This window comes from Nonomuraea sp. B12E4 (genome assembly GCF_039871825.1).
In the GTDB taxonomy this organism is placed as follows: domain Bacteria; phylum Actinomycetota; class Actinomycetes; order Streptosporangiales; family Streptosporangiaceae; genus Nonomuraea.
Map to the genome: position 1 here is coordinate 124,484 of NZ_JBDPME010000006.1, position 16,437 is coordinate 140,920.

At 70.4% G+C, this 16,437-nt stretch carries 12 protein-coding genes; 4 read left to right on the plus strand and 8 right to left on the minus strand.

Going from position 1 to position 16,437, the window contains the following annotated elements:
• Positions 1-579 (minus strand): dihydrofolate reductase family protein, encoded by a 579-nt coding sequence (locus ABGB18_RS16480; protein ID WP_347696368.1) that lies wholly within the window; start codon positions 577-579, stop codon positions 1-3.
• Positions 580-995: 416 nt separating this feature from the next.
• Here ABGB18_RS16480 and ABGB18_RS16485 point away from each other — a divergent pair, with 416 nt between their 5' ends.
• Positions 996-1,868 (plus strand): helix-turn-helix transcriptional regulator, encoded by an 873-nt coding sequence (locus tag ABGB18_RS16485; RefSeq protein ID WP_347696369.1) that lies wholly within the window; start codon positions 996-998, stop codon positions 1,866-1,868.
• A 71-nt stretch (positions 1,869-1,939) separates the two neighbouring features.
• Here ABGB18_RS16485 and ABGB18_RS16490 read toward each other — a convergent pair whose 3' ends face one another.
• Positions 1,940-3,298: a S8 family serine peptidase gene (locus tag ABGB18_RS16490; protein WP_347696370.1), complete on the minus strand. Its 1,359-nt coding sequence runs from the start codon at positions 3,296-3,298 to the stop codon at positions 1,940-1,942.
• 741 nt (positions 3,299-4,039) lie between these two features.
• Here ABGB18_RS16490 and ABGB18_RS16495 point away from each other — a divergent pair.
• Positions 4,040-4,474 carry a group II intron maturase-specific domain-containing protein gene (locus ABGB18_RS16495; RefSeq protein ID WP_347696371.1) on the plus strand — a complete coding sequence of 145 codons (435 nt, stop codon included), beginning with the start codon at positions 4,040-4,042 and terminating at the stop codon, positions 4,472-4,474.
• 474 nt (positions 4,475-4,948) lie between these two features.
• Here the strand turns inward: ABGB18_RS16495 and ABGB18_RS16500 are convergent, their stop codons facing one another.
• The gene (locus ABGB18_RS16500) at positions 4,949-5,308 is read right to left on the minus strand and encodes a hypothetical protein (protein ID WP_347696372.1); all 360 of its coding nucleotides are present in this window, start codon (positions 5,306-5,308) and stop codon (positions 4,949-4,951) included.
• A gap of 116 nt (positions 5,309-5,424) precedes the next feature.
• On the minus strand, positions 5,425-5,709 hold the full coding sequence (locus tag ABGB18_RS16505) for a hypothetical protein (protein WP_347696373.1): 285 nt from the start codon (positions 5,707-5,709) through the stop codon (positions 5,425-5,427).
• A gap of 31 nt (positions 5,710-5,740) precedes the next feature.
• Between ABGB18_RS16505 and ABGB18_RS16510 the strand changes: the two genes are divergently transcribed.
• Both ABGB18_RS16510 and ABGB18_RS16515 read left to right on the plus strand, forming a co-directional pair.
• The gene (locus ABGB18_RS16510) at positions 5,741-6,184 is read left to right on the plus strand and encodes an ATP-binding protein (RefSeq protein WP_347696374.1); all 444 of its coding nucleotides are present in this window, start codon (positions 5,741-5,743) and stop codon (positions 6,182-6,184) included.
• On the plus strand, positions 6,181-6,855 hold the full coding sequence (locus ABGB18_RS16515) for a response regulator transcription factor (protein ID WP_347696375.1): 675 nt from the start codon (positions 6,181-6,183) through the stop codon (positions 6,853-6,855). The genes ABGB18_RS16510 and ABGB18_RS16515 overlap by 4 nt, the downstream gene beginning before the upstream one ends.
• 163 nt (positions 6,856-7,018) lie before the next feature.
• On the opposite strand, the gene ABGB18_RS16520 is transcribed toward ABGB18_RS16515, so the two are convergent.
• The 4 genes from ABGB18_RS16520 to ABGB18_RS16535 form a co-directional block, all read right to left on the minus strand.
• Positions 7,019-8,407: a S8 family serine peptidase gene (locus tag ABGB18_RS16520; protein ID WP_347696376.1), complete on the minus strand. Its 1,389-nt coding sequence runs from the start codon at positions 8,405-8,407 to the stop codon at positions 7,019-7,021.
• Between the two features lie 209 nt (positions 8,408-8,616).
• Positions 8,617-10,572: a S8 family serine peptidase gene (locus ABGB18_RS16525; RefSeq protein ID WP_347696377.1), complete on the minus strand. Its 1,956-nt coding sequence runs from the start codon at positions 10,570-10,572 to the stop codon at positions 8,617-8,619.
• Between the two features lie 172 nt (positions 10,573-10,744).
• Entirely contained in the window at positions 10,745-12,907 is a 2,163-nt protein-coding gene (glgB, locus tag ABGB18_RS16530; RefSeq protein WP_347696606.1) for a 1,4-alpha-glucan branching protein GlgB, read from the minus strand.
• Between the two features lie 68 nt (positions 12,908-12,975).
• Entirely contained in the window at positions 12,976-16,410 is a 3,435-nt protein-coding gene (locus ABGB18_RS16535) for a BTAD domain-containing putative transcriptional regulator (RefSeq protein ID WP_347696378.1), read from the minus strand.
• Positions 16,411-16,437 lie beyond the last annotated feature (27 nt).

Here is a 16,437-nt window from a genome sequence, read left to right on the forward strand (position 1 = left end):
TCACTTGACCCGGTAGCGTGCGATCAGCACACCGGTCGTGGTGGTGATCGCCTCCTGAAGCGTCAGGTCGGTACGTTCCCCCTCGCCGAACAGCCGCGTGCCCGAACCGAGCACGATCGGGTGGGTCAGCAGGACATACTCCTCGACCAGGCCCGCCGTATGCAGTGAGCGCACCAGCTCACCGCTGCCGATCACCCTGATCACGCCGTCGATCTGGTCCTTCAGCCGTGCGACGGTGTCGGCCGCCTCCCCCACCAGCAGCGTGGAGTTGGGGTAGGCGAGTTTAGCGCCCGCCTGGCGGGAGGCGACGTACTTACGCGAGTTCACCAGCACCTCGGTGAACGGGTTGGGGTCGGTCACCGATGTCCAGTGGCCCAGCAGGTCGTCGTACGACCGGTGCCCGAAGAGCATCGCCGTGGCCCTGCCCATCCCCCCGACGAACTTCCCGATCACCTCGTCGGCGTACCCGATGCCCCAACCGCCGTGACGGAATCCACCCCTGGTGTCCTCGTCCGCCCGGCCCGGCCCCTGCATGACGCCATCTACACAGACGTTCGCGAAAACGCTGATCGTGCCCACCTCGAACTCCTCATCTCGTGATCGTCCAGGCAGCGGTCGTGCCCGGCATAGTGATGACGAGGTCGAGAGGGCCAGACAGACACCCGCCAGTCCACACGTGGACACTATGGAAGCTCTCTGGTTCGTCGGGACCCCGCAGGAAGCCCTCGAACTGGTCTGCGACCTCTACGTGATCACTCTCACGGAGTGAACGCACCAGATCCGAAAGTCAACCCCCGAGAGATTTACGGAGACGGCCACTAAGCGACGCAATTCCAATTGCGCCGGGGAGTGGGAATCGTTCACGGGGCGAGGGCACAATGCGCTCACCGGGCACAGAGTTTCTTCATGATTCTTGGGGAACCCTGCTGACGGGTGGTCACTCTCGGCGTAGCGTCGACTACACCGCGATACCTCACGTGAGAGGTTGACCCCCCATGACCAGTCAAGACAAGATCATGGAAGCCAGGCAAGCGCTTGCCGACCGGCTCAGGGAACTGCGCGTCAACCGCATCGTGGCCGGTCGGCGCATGACGGGAGACCGGCTCGCCGAGGCGATGGGCTGGTCGGGGCACAAGGCCCGGATCTACAAGATCGAAAATGCCGCTCAACTGCCCAGCGTCGACGACGTCCGTACCTGGGCCATCGCGTGCGGCGCCGAGGACCAGATCCCCGAGCTGATCGCCCAGACCCGGTACATCGACGCCATGTACGCCCAGTGGCGCCGGATCGAGCGCACCGGCCTGGGCGAGATCCAGCAGGCCTTCAAGAGCCTGTACGAGCGCACCAAGGAGCTGCGCGTCTGGCAGCACTCGGCGATCCCGGGCCTGCTGCAGACCGAGGACTACGCCCGCGCCCACCTGGCCACGATCATCGACTTCCGCGGCATCCCCGACAACCTGGACCGGGCCGTGGACGCCCGCCTGGAGCAGCAGGAGAGCCTGGCCGGGGCCCGCCGGTTCATGTTCCTGCTCGGCGAGCAGGCGCTGCGCACGCCCGTGGTGCCGCCGGAGGCGATGGACGCGCAGCTCGACCGGCTGGCCGGGTTCACCCATGACAGCCCCAACGTCAGCCTCGGCATCCTGCCCGGCACGGCCCGCCCGCCGGTGATGCCGCCGGAGAACTTCTGGGTCTACGACGGGAGCGAGGTCCGCGTGGACGGGGTGGCCGCCCAGTTCCGCCTGAGGAAGCCTGATGACATCGCGATCTATGAGCGGACGTTCGGCGAGCTGGCCGACGTGTGCGTGTACGGGGCGGCCGCGCGGGCGCTCCTGAGCGACGCCCGCCGGGCCCTGCGGGTGGACGCCTGAAGGATAGGCCCGCCGGTCCTGTCGGCGTCGGGCGGGCCCGCCGGTCCTGCTGGTTCTTGGCCCCGATGCTGCTAGTGCTTGGCGCGAAGGGCCGCGTGGACGTCGATGCGCGGCGTGGTGACCTCGGTGTCCGCACTCGCGTACGTGATGGGCTTGCCGGTGCGCCGCAACGCGTCCAGCAACTGCTCCGCCGGCGCGCGCTCACGCTTCTGGCGCAGCAGCGCGAAGACGCCCGTCACGTGCGGGGCGGCCATCGAAGTGCCGTTCAGCGTCGCGTACGTGTCGCCGGTGATCGCCGCCGTGATCGCCACGCCCGGCGCGTACAGGTCCAGCAGCGGCCCCCGGTTCGAGAAGGGCGCCACCGCGTCCTGCTTGTCCGTGGCGCCCACGGTCACCGCGTTCGAGACGCAGGCCGGCCACGACACCGCCGCGTCGAAGCCGTAGTTGCCCGAGGCCACGACCGTGGCCGTGCCCTTGTCCAGGAGCCTGTCCACCTCGGCCTTGAAGTCGGCCCCGTCGCCCGCGTCGCAGGCCGTGGCGTACTGGCCGCTGCCCAGGCTCAGGTTCACCGAGGCGATGTTGTACTGGTCGGCCAGCAGGCCCGCGTACGCCATGCCGGTCAGGATGGAGGAGTCGTAGGCCAGGACGCAGGCCGGCTGACCCTGGCAGTACGGGGAGTCGTCGAAGCGGCTGAAGACCTGGATCGGGATGATCTTCGCCTTGGGTGCCACCCCGTTCGCCGGGAACTCTGTGGTGGCCTGGCCCGCGGTGATGCCGGCCACGTGGGTGCCGTGGTAGCACAGGCCGTACTGCGGTTGCGGGGCGCCGGTCATGCACGCGGGGTTCTCGGCGTCGGCGGCGCCTTCGCCGAGCTGGAACTGGCCGCCGTTCGGGCACAGCGAGGAGGAGCCGTCCACCGGGTCGGTGGCGGAGAAGCACGCCTGGGCCACGATGCGCCCGCCGAAGGCCGGGTGGTCGTTGTCGATGCCGGAGTCCAGGATCGCCACGGCCGTGCCCTTGCCGGTGTAACCCTGCCGGTGCGCGCGGTCCGCGCCGATCAGCGGGATGCTCTGCGCCAGCGTCGGCTCGTTGAGCTTGTCCTTGCGGATGGACACCACGTCGGACTGCCCGGCGATCTGCTCGATCTGCTCGCGGGTGCCGCGGTAGACGAAGAAGTCGAGCTTGGCCGCCATGCCGGCGGGCGGTTCCGCGTAGACGTTCTTCCTGTTCCGTTCGACGTTCTCGGCGCCCGCCAGCACGGACCGCACGAGGGCCGGCTGCCGTACGCGGACGATGACGCGGTGCTCGCCGCTCGTGGTGATGGCTGGGTCGATCTTGGCGTCGGGATCGGCGAACGCGGGTGTGGCGATCAGCGTTGCCGAGGTGGCGGCTAACGCGATGGCGCCGGCCAGCAGAGACGGAAGTCTCAACTGCTCCTCCGGGGGGTCGGGGGGGAATGTCGTAAGGAGTGTATAAATCAGATAACTGGGGTTTGTGGGGTGGCGGGTTCGTTATCCGTTCTTGATCTGGGGTGCAGGGCCGGGCCGGACGCGCCGCTTGTTGGTACCCAAGTACGGGAGAAAGGGACAGTGGGCTGCTGAACTGCTGGTCAGAGGTGTGATCCTTGGACGATGTGACGCTCCGCTTGGATTTGATTGCGGTTTGAGGCGTCTATAAGGATCTTGTCAGTGCGCCATGGAAAGCGCTGTTTGTTCGAATGGAGGTGAAAGGCCACCGTCGCCCGGCCGTCGTAGCGGTGGGGTGAAGCTGGAGGCAGCCTGATCCGGGGATCACCGGGGAGGGTGGGAGCAGCCTCGACAAAGTCGGGTCGGTTCAGCACTACCGGATGGGCCGGGCCCGGTGAGCGAGACGGGAAGGTATACGCGAGGAACCGGTGTCTTACGCCTCTTGAATTCTTGCCAGCTCCAACCCGGTGGATGTGGGCTGGTCAGCGGTGCGCACCTGCCCCTCATCGCGGGCGGGGAACTCCTGGTCGGGTATTGGCAGTCTGGGCTGGGAGGCCACGGTGAAGGACTACGGCGTAGCCGTGGCGAGGCCGCAGGGGTAGAGCCGGGTGCCTAACCCGTTGATCGGACAGCAGTGAACATGGGAACCGCTCGGGTTCGTTCTCCCACTGCCCCCTTACCAGGCGGGCAGCGGAGATAGGTGTGATGCCCGCCGAAGGCGCGAGTGGGGCGGAGCCGCCGTCCAAGAGGGCGATCCAAGCGATCAAGGACAAGGTGAAAGACCGAACACGCAGGGCCTACCAGGACATGCGCCCGGACGAGCTGCTGATCAGCTTGAACCGGACGCTGCGCGGATGGGCGAACTACTTCCGGCACGGAGTGTCCAAGGCGATCTTCGGCGCGATCGATAACCACGCGTGGCGTCGCATCGTCAGCTGGATCTTCCGCAAACACTCCCGGATCAGCTGGCAACAGCTGATCCGCCGGTTCTGCCTGCCCGGCACCTGGAAACTGGCCTGCAACGGCGTCGAGTTCACCGGCGCATCCAGCGTCAAAGTGACCCGCTACCGCTATCGCGGCAGCAAGATTCCGACGCCATGGTCATCACAACCGGCATCCGCCGTCGCGGTCGGTGGATGACCACCGGGCAAGACACGTGGAGAGCCCGGTGCATGGAGACATGCACGCCGGGTTCGGCGGGCGGGTCAGGGAGACGGGCTGGCCGCAAGACCAGCACCGCGCCCTGACCCGACCCAACCGCGGTATACGCGCGGCCCTGACCGGACAGAACGTCAATTCTGTCCGGTCCTCGGAACGGCATATCCACAGGTCAGTGCATCGGCCTTGTTTCCCGCACCAATTCGGCCGCATGCTCAGCACCGCCACCCGGCGCCGAAACCTGGTCTCCGCGGCGCTCGGCACAGACCTCGTGACCTGCGCCGATCGATCCACTTTGGGGCTGGGACAGTTTCGAAAGAAGGACGCCCTGGCGCACCGTCCGATCCCGAGACCGCTCCGCAGGCTGAGGACGTGCAGGTGCCGTGACAAGGCGTGAGCGGCATCCGAACAGCCAGTGGCGTTAGTGGGTGCGGTTTACTCCCGCGCCGCCATGGGCTAGTCGGCGGGGTTCAGGCTGAAAGCACGGTTGGTGGCCTCGACGATGAGCTTCGCCCGCTGGTTGTCCAGATAATTCCAATTGTCCTCATTAGCGATGAATGCGGCCCATTCGAGGACTATGTACGCGATCTCGTTGCCCCCCAACTTGAACGGGACCGTGTCAAGCTCTTTCTTTACAGCGATCCAATCGATGTGCGCCACATCGCCGTCGTCGTCAATGCACGTGTCGATGAAGTCCTGTTTATCGAGCCATGCGCTTTCGGTGTCTGCGATGAGGAGTTCGAGGCCGGCTTGCCGCTGGGCGGGATAGTACTCGCTGGCTTCTCCGGCGCGCAGTCGCTCAATCAGGGTGCTCATGCCAGGATTGTTTCACCCTGTTCGGGGGCTGGGATAGCGTCGGGCGCACATTGCGCCTGTCGATGAGGCCGCCAACAGTAAGCCCTGCGTGCCCGTACCGATGCCCTGACCAGCCGTTAAGACGTCACCTCGGGATAGTGGGCGGACGGCTTGTCCAGCAAGGGCTGCGGCTTCCCGGTGAGGTGGCGGGCGAAGAAGGCGGCGACGTAGGCGCGGGTGATCTCCACGGAGCGGGCTCCGGTCATGGCGAACCCGAGGTCGAGGCCGATCTGTTCGGCCAGTAGCGGGACATCGGTGAAGGACGCGTGCTCCGCACCGGTCACTACCAGCCACCGCTTCCAGCCGGTCAGTTCCTTCCAGTCGCGGCTCCAGCTCCCGTCCTTGCCGCCAGGGCTGTGCATCGTCGGCGACCCCAGGAACAGGCACGGGGCCATGAAGAATGAGGTCACAGAGAACGGGCCGCCCGGTCCGCAGGGCGGGCTCGCGCCGCAGCCCGGGCTCGATCAGCTCGACGCGCTGGTCACCCGGGTCCGGGTCGCCGGGATCCGGGTCGGCGTCGAGCTGTCGTTGCCGCCCGGCCCGTTGCCCGCCGGGGTCGATCTGGCCGCCTATCGCGTCGTCCAGGAGGCCCTGACGAACACGATCAGGCACGCGACGGGCGCGGCGGCGTCCGTCTCGATCCGCTACGAGGGCGACCGGCTGGAGATCGAGGTCACCGACACCGGCGGCACGCGGCGCGGCCCGTCGCACACGGGCGGGCGCGGGCTGATCGGGCTGCGCGAGCGGCTGGCCGTCTACGGTGGCACCCTGGACGCGGGACGTACCCCCACGGGCGGCTACCGGATCTTGGCCCGAGTACCATGGCGATCCTCATGAGTCGCCCTCTCCGCGTGATCATCGCCGACGATCAGGCCCTGGTACGCACCGGGTTCCGAATGATCCTGGCCGCCGACGGCATCGAGGTGTCGGCCGAGGCGGCAGACGGCGTCGAAGCGGTGGAGGCGGCCCGGCGCACCAGGCCGGACGTCGTCCTCATGGACATCAGGATGCCGCGCATGGACGGCATCGAGGCGACCCGGCGCATCCTCGCCGACAACGCGGCCGGCGGCACTCGCGTGCTCATCCTGACCACCTACGACCTCGACCACTACGTCTACACCGCGCTCGCCGCCGGGGCCAGCGGCTTCCTGCTCAAGGACGTCACCCCCGAGCACCTGGTGGCCGCGGTGACCCTGGTGCGCACCGGCGACGCCCTGCTCGCCCCGACCATCACCCGGCGCCTGGTCGAGCGGTTCGCCCGCCGGGGCGACGCCGGCCCTCCTGCCCCTCACCGTGACCTGTCGGAGCTGACCGCGCGGGAGTTGGAGGTGCTGCGGCTGCTGGCCACCGGGCTGAGCAACGTCGAGCTCGCCGAACGGCTGAACCTCAGCCCTGCGACGGTGAAGACCCACGTGGCCCGCGTCCTGGCCAAGCTCGGGCTCAGGGACCGGGTGCAGGCCGTCGTGCTCTCCTACGAGACCGGGCTGGTCTCCCCGGGCGCGACGTGACCGTGCATGGTGGAGGACCACCAACTCCAAGCATGCTCCTGATCACGGATGCGACACTGCCGGACGCGCCGCTCCGGCCCGTTGCCACGGCCACGGGACCCGTCAGGCCCGGGTTCGCGGTCGCCAGGGCCGTCAGACCCGAGTCCGGCGGTCGCGTGGGCCGTCAGACCCGGGGGTCCGCGGTCGCCCGGGCCGGCGCCGTCGCGCGTTCCGCGTCGATCCGGGTCGTGGTCACCCGCGTGCCCGCCGCGTCGTACCGGATGCCGGGGCCGCTGGCCTGCAGCCGTTGCAGGCTCTGCGCGACCGTCAGGCTCGGGTAGGCCTGTTTCATCAGCGCGAACATCCCGGTCACGTGCGGAGCGGCCATCGAGGTGCCGCTCTTGACGCCGTACGTGTCGTCAGGCACCGAGGAGTTGACGTTCACCCCCGGCGCGAGCAGGTCGAGCATCGGGCCCCGGTTGGTGAACGGGGCCAGCCGGTCACCGTCGGTGGTGGCGCCCACCGCGACGGCCGCCGATATGCACGCGGGGAAGGACACGCCGTTCTGGAAGCCGTTGTTGCCGGCGGACACCACCGGCGCCACGCCCAGCGCCACCAGGGCGTCGAACTCCGGCTTGACCGCGCCGGCGGTGGCGTCGGTGTCGCAGGCCGCGTTGAACGGGCCGCCACCGCCGAAGCTCATGTTCACCGCGGCCACGTTATGGCTCCTGGCCACCCTGGCCACGTATTCGAGCGCCAGTTTCTGGTCCGAGGTGTAGGTGAGGAAACAGGGGGTCGAGGCGCCAGTGCCCGAGCAGGTCGTGCTGTTTTCCACACGGCTGAACACCTGGATGGGGAGGATGCCGGCGGCCGGGGCGACCCCGTCGGAGGGCGCTCCGGCGGCCATGCGGCCCGCCGCGATGCCGGCCACGTGCGTGCCGTGGGAGCAGGCGTTCATGGCGTTGATCAGGCACTGCCGGGTCTCGGCGTCGGCCGAGCCGGGGCCGATCTGGCTGGGCTGGTTGTTCGGGCAGAGCGAGACGGCGCCGTCGCTGGTGTCGGAGGAGGAGAAGCACGCCTCGTCCACCAACCGGCCGGCGAAGAACGGATGGTCGCGGTCGATGCCCGTGTCCAGGATCGCGACCGTCGCGCCGCGGCCGGTCCAGCCGGCGTCGTTCGCCCGGTTCGAGCGGATCAGGTTGGTGGTGACGTCGAGGGTGGGCATGCTCAGCTCGTCCTTGTAGACGGACTGGACGCGGGCGTCCCTCTTGAGTTTGGCCAGCAGCGGGCGGTCCACCTCGGCGACGAAGAAGCGCTGCGACTGGGTCGCCTCCAGGACCCGGCTGCCCGAGGAGTCATGTTCGAGGTCCCTGGCCACGTCCGTCACGTTGTGACCCGGTTTGAGCTGGACGATGGCGCGGACCTTGGACTTCTCCTGGATCTCCGCGATGAGTGCGGGGCTGATGATCGGGTCGCCCCTGTCCCGACTGTCGGCTTGGAGTTCCGGGGTCGCGGAGAGCGTGGCGAATGTCACGGCCAGTGCCGCGCAGGCCAGAAGAGACCGTAGCCTCACGTATTCCTCCGAGCGTTGGGGCTGGAGCCGTGAAGCTCGTCCGGCTCCCGGCTGCGTACAGCCGCTTCATCCCCTGAGTGACACATGTGATGCCAGTTACGTATGTAGCCAAGAGAAACGTTGGTTGCCTTTTTGCGGTGACGCGGGGAGGTGACGCGGGGAAAGGAGAAAGGCCGGTCGGGAAGCGACCGGCCTTTCATGAAATCTAGTTATTTAACGCCTTTGAGGACGTTTTTGGCGGACTTCTTCAGCGACGCCGTGGAGGGCTTGCTGCTCATCCGCACCTTTTCCGCGGCGGCCAGCGCGGTGGTGCCGTTCGTGCCATGCGCCCAGTTCAGCCAGGCCGTGAGCACCGCGCTGTCGAGCGCGGCCTTGCTGGTCTTGGTGTTCTTCAGCACCCGGTACGCCTTGCCCAGCGACGAGGCCTTGGTCAACTCGGGGAACACCTTGCTCGCCTTGGCGATCAGCTTCAGGTAGCAGTTGAGCGTGGTGTCGGGGATCTTGCCGCTGCTGCGGTGGATCTCGACGGCCCACGACTTGGCCGCCATCTTCTTGGCGGTCGTGCCGCGCGTGCACACCGTGGCCGGGGCGATCGGGCTCGGCGTGACGGTCACCGTGACCGTGACGGTGGGCAGCGGCACCGGCGCGCTGGACGGCGCTGGGTCCGGCTCCGGCTCGGCCGGGACGTCGGGGCCGGAGTCCGGGCCGCCGTCGTCGCCGGGGTCGGAGTCGGGCGCCGGGTCCGGGCTCTGCGTGATCGGCGGTTGCGGCGCCGCTCCCGCCAGGGCCGCGGCCAGGTCCAGGCGCGGCGTGGTGACCTGGGAGCCGTTGGCCTCGTACACGTACGGCCTGCCGGTCGTCTTCAGCGTGTTGATCAGGTCGGCCATCGGGGTCGCCGGCGAGGCCTGCTTCATCAGCGCCAGCGCGCCGGTCACGTGCGGGGTCGCCATCGACGTGCCGCTGTAGACGGCTGTGGCGTTGTCCGGCACCGCGGACTCGATGTCCACACCCGGCGCGAACAGGTCCACCAGCGACCCGCGGTTGGAGAAGTCCGCGATGGCGTCCCCGCCGTCGTTCGCCCCGACGGCCACCGCCGTCGAGATGCAGGCCGGGTACGACGTCCCCTCGAAATACTCGTTCCCCGCCGCCACCACGGTCGCGATGCCCTTGGCCAGCAGGGCGTCGATCTTCGGCTTGAAGATCTCCCCCTCCTCGCCGGTGTCGCAGTCGGTCTCGGTCAGCGCGCCGCCGAGGCTGAGGTTCACGGCGGCGACCGGCTCGCTCAGCCCGGCCACGTAGTCCATGGCCTGCCGCAACGACGACTCGTAGGCCAGCAGGCACGACGGCTCGCCGCAGATGTCCTCGTCGTCGAGCCGGCTGAACACCTGCACCGCCACGATTTTCGCGTCCGGCGCGACGCCGCCGCTGCCGGCCGCGATGCCCGCGACGTGGGTGCCGTGATCGCACAGGTTCACGCCGCCGGCCAGGCACTTGGGCGTGGTCGCGTCCGCCGCTCCCGGGCCGATCTCCTCGGGCTTGCCGCTCGGGCAGAGCGACTCGACGCCCGGCTCGACGGCGGAGAAGCACGCCTGGGCCACGACGCGTCCGCCGAAGGCCGGGTGGTCGACGTCGATGCCGGTGTCGAGGATGGCCACCGCCTGGCCGGTCCCGGTGACGCCCTTGGCGTGGGCCTGGTCGGCGCCGATCTGCGTGAGGTTCGGGCCCAGGTCGGCCGGCGTGTAGGTCCTGTCCCGGTGGATCGAGCTGACCCGCGGGTCCTCGGCGAGCCTGGCCAGCTCCTCCGCGGTGCCCTCCACGACCATGAACGACTGGCCCGTCGGCTGCAGCACCACGTCCACGTCCTTGGCCGCCGCCTGGGTCGCCACGGGCGCGTGCTGCGCGGGGTCGGTCAGCTCGACGATGGCCCGCTCGGAGCCGCCGTCCACCCCTAACCCGTCCTCGACCTTCTCCTCCGGGGTGCTGGGGGTGGGTGAGGGGCTGTCCTCGGGAGCGCCGGGGGTGGGGGAGGCGCTCGGTGAGGGGGCCGGGGTCGCGGTGGCGGGGGGCGGTGTCAGCGTCGGTGCGGGATCGTCGGCGTGGGCCGGGCCGGACAGCGGTAGCAGGGCCAGCACGATCGAGCACACGATGAGAGGGCGAAGTCGCACGCGTCCTCCGAGAGGGGGATGATCTCGGAGTTTATGGGGATTTTCCGGACAGGCACAGGCCCCCGGCAGGGTTTCTCACCGAACTTTCAGCTCCAGCGCCCCCACGACCGCACACCCAAATCAGGCGAGCGCCCACGACCGCACGCTCACCTCGGACGGCCCGCGACCGTGCTCACTCCTCCCCGGGCTGCCCCTCGTGGGCGAGCCAGACCGCGCCGAGCGGTGGCACCCGCAACGTCGTGGAGTACGGCAGCCCGTGCCACGGGTTCGGGCTCGCCTCGACCGCCCCCATGTTGCCCACGCCGCTACCCCAGTAGTCGTAGGCGTCGGTGTTGACGACCTCCGACCACCGCCCCGCGTACGGCAGGCCGAGCTGGTAGTTCTCGTGCGGCCCGCCGCTGAAGTTGACCACGCAGGCCACCGCGGACCCGTTGGACGCGTAGCGGACGAAGGAGAACGTGTTACCCGAGGCGTCGTCGGCGTCGATCCACCGGAACCCGTCGGGCGTGTGGTCCTGCTCCCACAACGCCGGGGTCTCCCGGTAGATCCGGTTGAGGTCGCGTACCATCCGCTGCACGCCCTGGTGCCCGTCGAACTCCAGCACCCACCAGTCCAGCCCGCGCTCCTCCGACCACTCCGAGCCCTGCCCGAACTCGCCGCCCATGAAGAGCAACTGCTTGCCCGGGTGCGCCCACATGAACGCCAGCAAGGCCCTGAGCTGAGCGAACCGCTGCCATTCGTCGCCCGGCATCTTGCCCAGCAGCGACCCCTTGCCGTGCACGACCTCGTCGTGGGACAGCGGCAGCACGTAGTTCTCGGAGTAGGCGTACAGCAGCGAGAACGTCATCTGATGGTGGTGATACTGGCGGAAGATCGGCTCATGGCGGAGATATTCCAGCGTGTCGTGCATCCAGCCCATGTTCCACTTGAACCCGAACCCGAGCCCGCCGAGATAGACCGGGCGCGACACCCCCGGCCAGGCCGTCGACTCCTCGGCCATGGTGGAGATGCCGGGTGCCTCCCGGTAGCAGACGGAGTTCATCTCCTTGAGGAAGTCGACCGCGTCGAGGTTCTCCCTGCCGCCGTAGACGTTGGGCGTCCACTCGCCCTCCCGCCGCGAGTAGTCCAGGTAGAGCATCGAGGCCACCGCGTCCACCCGCAGCCCGTCCACGTGGAACTCCTTCAGCCAGAAGAGCGCGTTGGCCACCAGGAAGTTCCGCACCTCCTTGCGCCCGAAGTCGAACACGTAGGTGCCCCAGTCCGGGTGCTCGCCCCTGGCCGGGTCGGCGTGCTCATAGAGCGGGGTGCCGTCGAAGCGCGCCAGCGCCCACTCGTCCATCGGGAAGTGCGCCGGCACCCAGTCCAGCAGCACCCCGATGCCGCGCTGGTGCATCAGGTCCACGAAGTGGCGGAACTCGTCGGGCGTGCCGAACCTGGCCGTCGGCGCGTAGTAGGAGGTCACCTGGTAACCCCACGACCCGCCGAACGGGTGCTCGGCCACCGGCAGCAGCTCCACGTGCGTGAATCCCAGGTCGGCCACATAGTCGGACAACTGCTCGGCCAGCTCCAGGTATGACAGGCCGGGCCGCCACGATCCCAGGTGGACCTCGTAGACGCTCATCGGCCCGTGCTGTGGCGGCCGCTCCCGCCGGCCGGCCATCCAGGTGTCGTCCTCCCAGGCGTAGTCCGACTTGTCCACCACGGAGGCCGTCATCGGCGGCACCTCGGTCCGCCTGGCCATCGGGTCGGCCTTCTCCCGCCACACCCCGTCGGCGCCCAGGATCCGGTACTTGTACCGCTCGCCCGCCCCGAGCCCGGGCACGAACAGCTCCCACACCCCCGAACGCCCCAGCGACCGCATCGGGTGCGCGGTGCCGTTCCAGTGGTTGAAGTCGCCGACGACCCTGATGCCGCGCGCGTTCGGCGCCCAGACGGCGAACGCGGTGCCCTCGACGTCCTCGTGCTCCAGCACGCGGGCGCCGAGCACCTCCCACAGCCGCTCGTGCCGGCCCTCGCCGATGAGGTGCAGGTCCACCTCACCGAGCGTGGGCCAGTGCCGGTACGGGTCACGCGACCGGGTCGGCTCCGTGCCGGCGTATTTGACGCTCAGCGTGTAGCCGGGGACCTTGTCCAGGCCGGGGACCGTGACCTCGAACACCCCATGGGCCTGGTGCTTCATGTCGTGGGCCGTGCCGTCGTCCAGCACCACGCTCACCCGTTCGGCCATCGGGCGCAGGGCACGGAAGACGACCCCGCCGGACACGGGATGCGCTCCCAGCACGGAATGCGGATCGTGATGCGCCCCGCCCGCGAGGCGGTCGAGCTCTGTCCTCATCGGCATGCTCCAAACCTTGCCCTACGATGACCGTCCATCCCAGGCACTGCCCGCTTTCACCTAGACAATCACCGGAAGTGCAAATTCCGGGTTCCTCCCAAGAGGATTCTTGGCTCGATTCCGTCCAGAACGGCCTCCAGCGACAGCTCCGCGCCCCGTGACAGGGCCGCCTCGAACGCCTCCCGTCCCAGCGCGTCCGTCACCCCGGCGCTGATCCTGTCAATGTCGCCCCGCTCGCCCGGTGGCAGCGGCGCGCCCACGGACGTCCGCATCGCCGCCGCCTTGCCCAGCAACCGCCCGGCCTCCGGGTGCCGCCCGCCCGCCGCCAGCGCGCCCGCCAGCCCTTCCAGCGCCAGCGCGGTCGCCCGGGGGTCGCCGGCCAGGCGCGCCGCCGCCAGACCTTCGAGCTGCAGCCCGAGGGCGGCCGCCGGATCGCCCCGCTGCTCGGCGACGAACCCCAGCTCGGCCAGGACCAGCGCCGCCCCGGGCGCGCCGGTCACCTCCTTGACCCACTCCAGCCAGGCCCGCAGCCGCCGCTCGGCCTCGTCGAGCCGCCCCTGCCGCCGGGCCCCGAGCGCGAGGCCGATCTCGGCGAAGTGCTCGGCGGGGCGGTTCGACTGAGTGGCCGCCAGCCGCCTGGCCCGCTCGTGGTAGTCGTCGGCCCGCGCGTGGTCGCCCGTCAGCAGGGCGATCCGGCCCAGCCGGGACAGCGCGTCGGACACCGAGCTCCACAACCCGAGGTCCTCGGCCATGCGCAGGCCCTCCGAGCGCAGCGCGGCGGCCCGTTCGTAGTCGCCGGTGATCTCGGCCAGCGTGCCGAGGCCCTCGTCCGCCCGCATCTCGCCCCACCGGTCGCCGACCTCCCTGAACAGCGCCCGCGCCCGCTCCCCGGCCTCCCGCAGCGCCGCCAGGTCGCCGCGCATGACGGCGTGCCGGGCCAGTACGTTGAGTGCCGCGGCCGTGCCCCACCTGTCGTCCAGCTCGCGGAAGGCCGCCAGCGCCGTCTCGACCAGCGCGCGGCTGACCGCCGCATCGCCGTACCCGACCAGCGCGAAGCCCACGAACCACCGCGCCCTGGCCCTCTCCAGACGCCCGGGTACGGCCTCGAACAGCGCGGCGTCGGGCACCTGCAACCGCCCGGCCAGCAACCGCAGCCCGGCCAACCACACCCTTGCCTGCGCGGCGCCAGACGCCTCCCGGATCTGTGCGATGCCGGGAGCCTCCTGGATCGACAGGGCCGCCTCCAGCGCCCGCTGCCCCTCGCCCAGCCTTCCGCGCAGCACCCAGTACCAGGCCAGGGCGTTGACCAGCCGCAGCGCCTCGTCCGCCGCACCGAGCCGCACCGCCGTCTCCAGCGCCGCCCGCAGGTCGGCGCCCTCGGCGTCGAGCTCCGCGAGCGCACGCCGCTGCCCGTGACCCCGCAGGTGCGGCTCGGCCCGCTCCGTCCTGCCGACGTGGTGCCGCAGGTGCCTGAGCCGCACCTCGTCCGCCTCACCAGCCTCCTCCAGCCGCTCCTGACAGTAGGCCGCCACAGACTCCAACAACCGATACCTCGGCCCCACCCCGAGCTGGTGGGGTCCTGCCGGGGGTGCGGATCCCACAGCGAGATCGAGGCCCGCGCGAACCTCAAGCCCTGCGCCACGAGCCGGTCCTGTGCCGGGTTCGGGTCCTGTGGCGGGTTGCGGTGTTGGGTGGGTCGGGGTGGGGACCCTGGTCACCAGGGATCGGTCCACCAGCCTGGCCAGCGCGTCGAGTACGTCCACGCCGGGCTCGGCGCACACCTCCTCGGCCGCCTCCAGCGTGCAGCCGTCGGCGTGCACGGCCAGCCGCCGCAGCACCACGCGCTCACCGTCGGTCAGCAGCTCCCAGCTCCAGTCGATCATCGCCCGCAACGTCTGCTGCCTGGCCGGAGCCCCGCGCCGGCCGGTGGCCAGCAGCCTGAACCGGTCGTCCAGCCGCTCGGCGAGCTGGCGCGGGGTCAGCGCCCGCATCCTGGTGGCGGCCAGTTCCAGCGCCAGCGGCAGCCCGTCGAGCCGGGCGCAGATCTCCGCCACGTGGGCGTCGGGTTCGACCCCCGCCCGCGCCGCGAACAGCGCCACGGCGGCCTCCCGCGCCAGCGGCGGCACGCTCCACAGGGTCTCGCCCTCGATCCGCAACGGCTCCTGCCCGGTCGCGAGGATCCGCAGTCCCGCAACCGCCCGCAGCAGCCGCCTGGCAAGGGTGGCGACCTGGTCGACGACGTGCTCACAGTTGTCCAGTACGAGCAACGTCTCCTTGCCGTCGAGTGCGGCGGCCAGCCGGTCGAGCACGGGCGCGGCCAGCCGGTCCCGCGTGGACGGGTCTGAGGCCCAGGAGGCGGGCGCGGCCAGCGGGTCCCGGGCTGCGGTGTCCGGCATGCCAGGCGCAAGCGCGGGCGATGGGGCGGGCGTGTCGTCCCGCAGCCCCAGCACGGTCGCGACCGCCTCCGCGACCTCGACCATGGGCGCCCCCGGCCGCAGCGCCGCCAGCTCCACCAGCCACACCCCGCCGTCGAACCCACCCCCGCCCGAACCCTCCAGGGCAGCACCGGAGGCGTTGCCCGCCGTTGTGCGGGGCAGGGTCGAGGCGGCGGCCAGGGCGAGGCGGGTCTTGCCGACTCCGCCCGGGCCCGTGAGGGTGACCAGCCGGTTCGTGTGGAGGAGCGCGCGTATCTCGGCCACCGCCGCGTCCCGGCCCACCAGGCTCGTCAGCGGGGCCGGCAGGTTGGTGGGCGGGCGGGCAGGGGCCCCCAGGGCGGGGTCGCGCCGGAGGATGGCCTGGTGCAGCGACACCAGCTCAGGCCCGGGATCGAGCCCCAGGTCGTCGGCCAGGTGCCGGCGTAGGTCCGCGTAACTGGTCAGGGCCTCGCTCTGGCGCCCCGACCGGTACAGGGCACGCACGTGCACGGACCGCAACCGTTCCCGCAGGGGATGCTCGGCCACCAGATCGCCCAGCTCGGCGGCGAGCAGCCCGTGCTCGCCCAGCGCCAGCCGCGCCTCGGCCAGCTCCTCCACCGCCGCCAGCCGCTGCTCCGCCAGCCGGGCGACCGTGCCCCTGGCGAACGGCTCGTCGGCGAACTCGGCGTAGGCCGTGCCGCCGCGCCACAGGTCCAGCGCCCGGCGCAGCAGCGAAGCGCGTACCCGCGGATCGCCGGAGTGCTGCGCGCGGCCGAGCAGCGTCTCGAACAGGGCCGCGTCCACGGACTCCGGCTCGGCCCGCAGCACGTAGCCCGGCGGCCGGTACGCCACCAGCTCCCGCTCGCCCAGCCCCCGGCGCAGTTGGGACACCTTCACCCGCAGCGCCGCCCCGGCGTTCGCGGGCGGGCGGCCGGACCAGAGGTCCTCGATGAGGCGGTCGGCGGAGACCGGCCGGCCGGCGTGGATCAGCAGATCGGCGAGGAGGGCGCGGACCTTGACCTCCGGCACCCGGACCGGCTCTCCGTCCGGTGCCCACACCGCGAGCGGACCCAGCACCCCGAACCGCATCCGTTCCCCCCATAACCAACTCCGAAC

Excerpts from the sequence above, each read along its gene's own strand:
- ABGB18_RS16485 (WP_347696369.1), top strand. The coding sequence starts at position 996 with ATGACCAGTCAAGACAAGATCATGGAAGCCAGGCAAGCGCTTGCCGAC.
- ABGB18_RS16495 (WP_347696371.1), top strand. The coding sequence starts at position 4,040 with ATGCCCGCCGAAGGCGCGAGTGGGGCGGAGCCGCCGTCCAAGAGGGCG.
- ABGB18_RS16500 (WP_347696372.1), bottom strand. The coding sequence starts at position 5,308 with ATGAGCACCCTGATTGAGCGACTGCGCGCCGGAGAAGCCAGCGAGTAC.
- ABGB18_RS16505 (WP_347696373.1), bottom strand. The coding sequence starts at position 5,709 with ATGCACAGCCCTGGCGGCAAGGACGGGAGCTGGAGCCGCGACTGGAAG.
- ABGB18_RS16510 (WP_347696374.1), top strand. The coding sequence starts at position 5,741 with ATGAAGAATGAGGTCACAGAGAACGGGCCGCCCGGTCCGCAGGGCGGG.
- ABGB18_RS16515 (WP_347696375.1), top strand. The coding sequence starts at position 6,181 with ATGAGTCGCCCTCTCCGCGTGATCATCGCCGACGATCAGGCCCTGGTA.
- glgB (WP_347696606.1), bottom strand. The coding sequence starts at position 12,907 with ATGAGGACAGAGCTCGACCGCCTCGCGGGCGGGGCGCATCACGATCCG.
- ABGB18_RS16535 (WP_347696378.1), bottom strand. The coding sequence starts at position 16,410 with ATGCGGTTCGGGGTGCTGGGTCCGCTCGCGGTGTGGGCACCGGACGGA.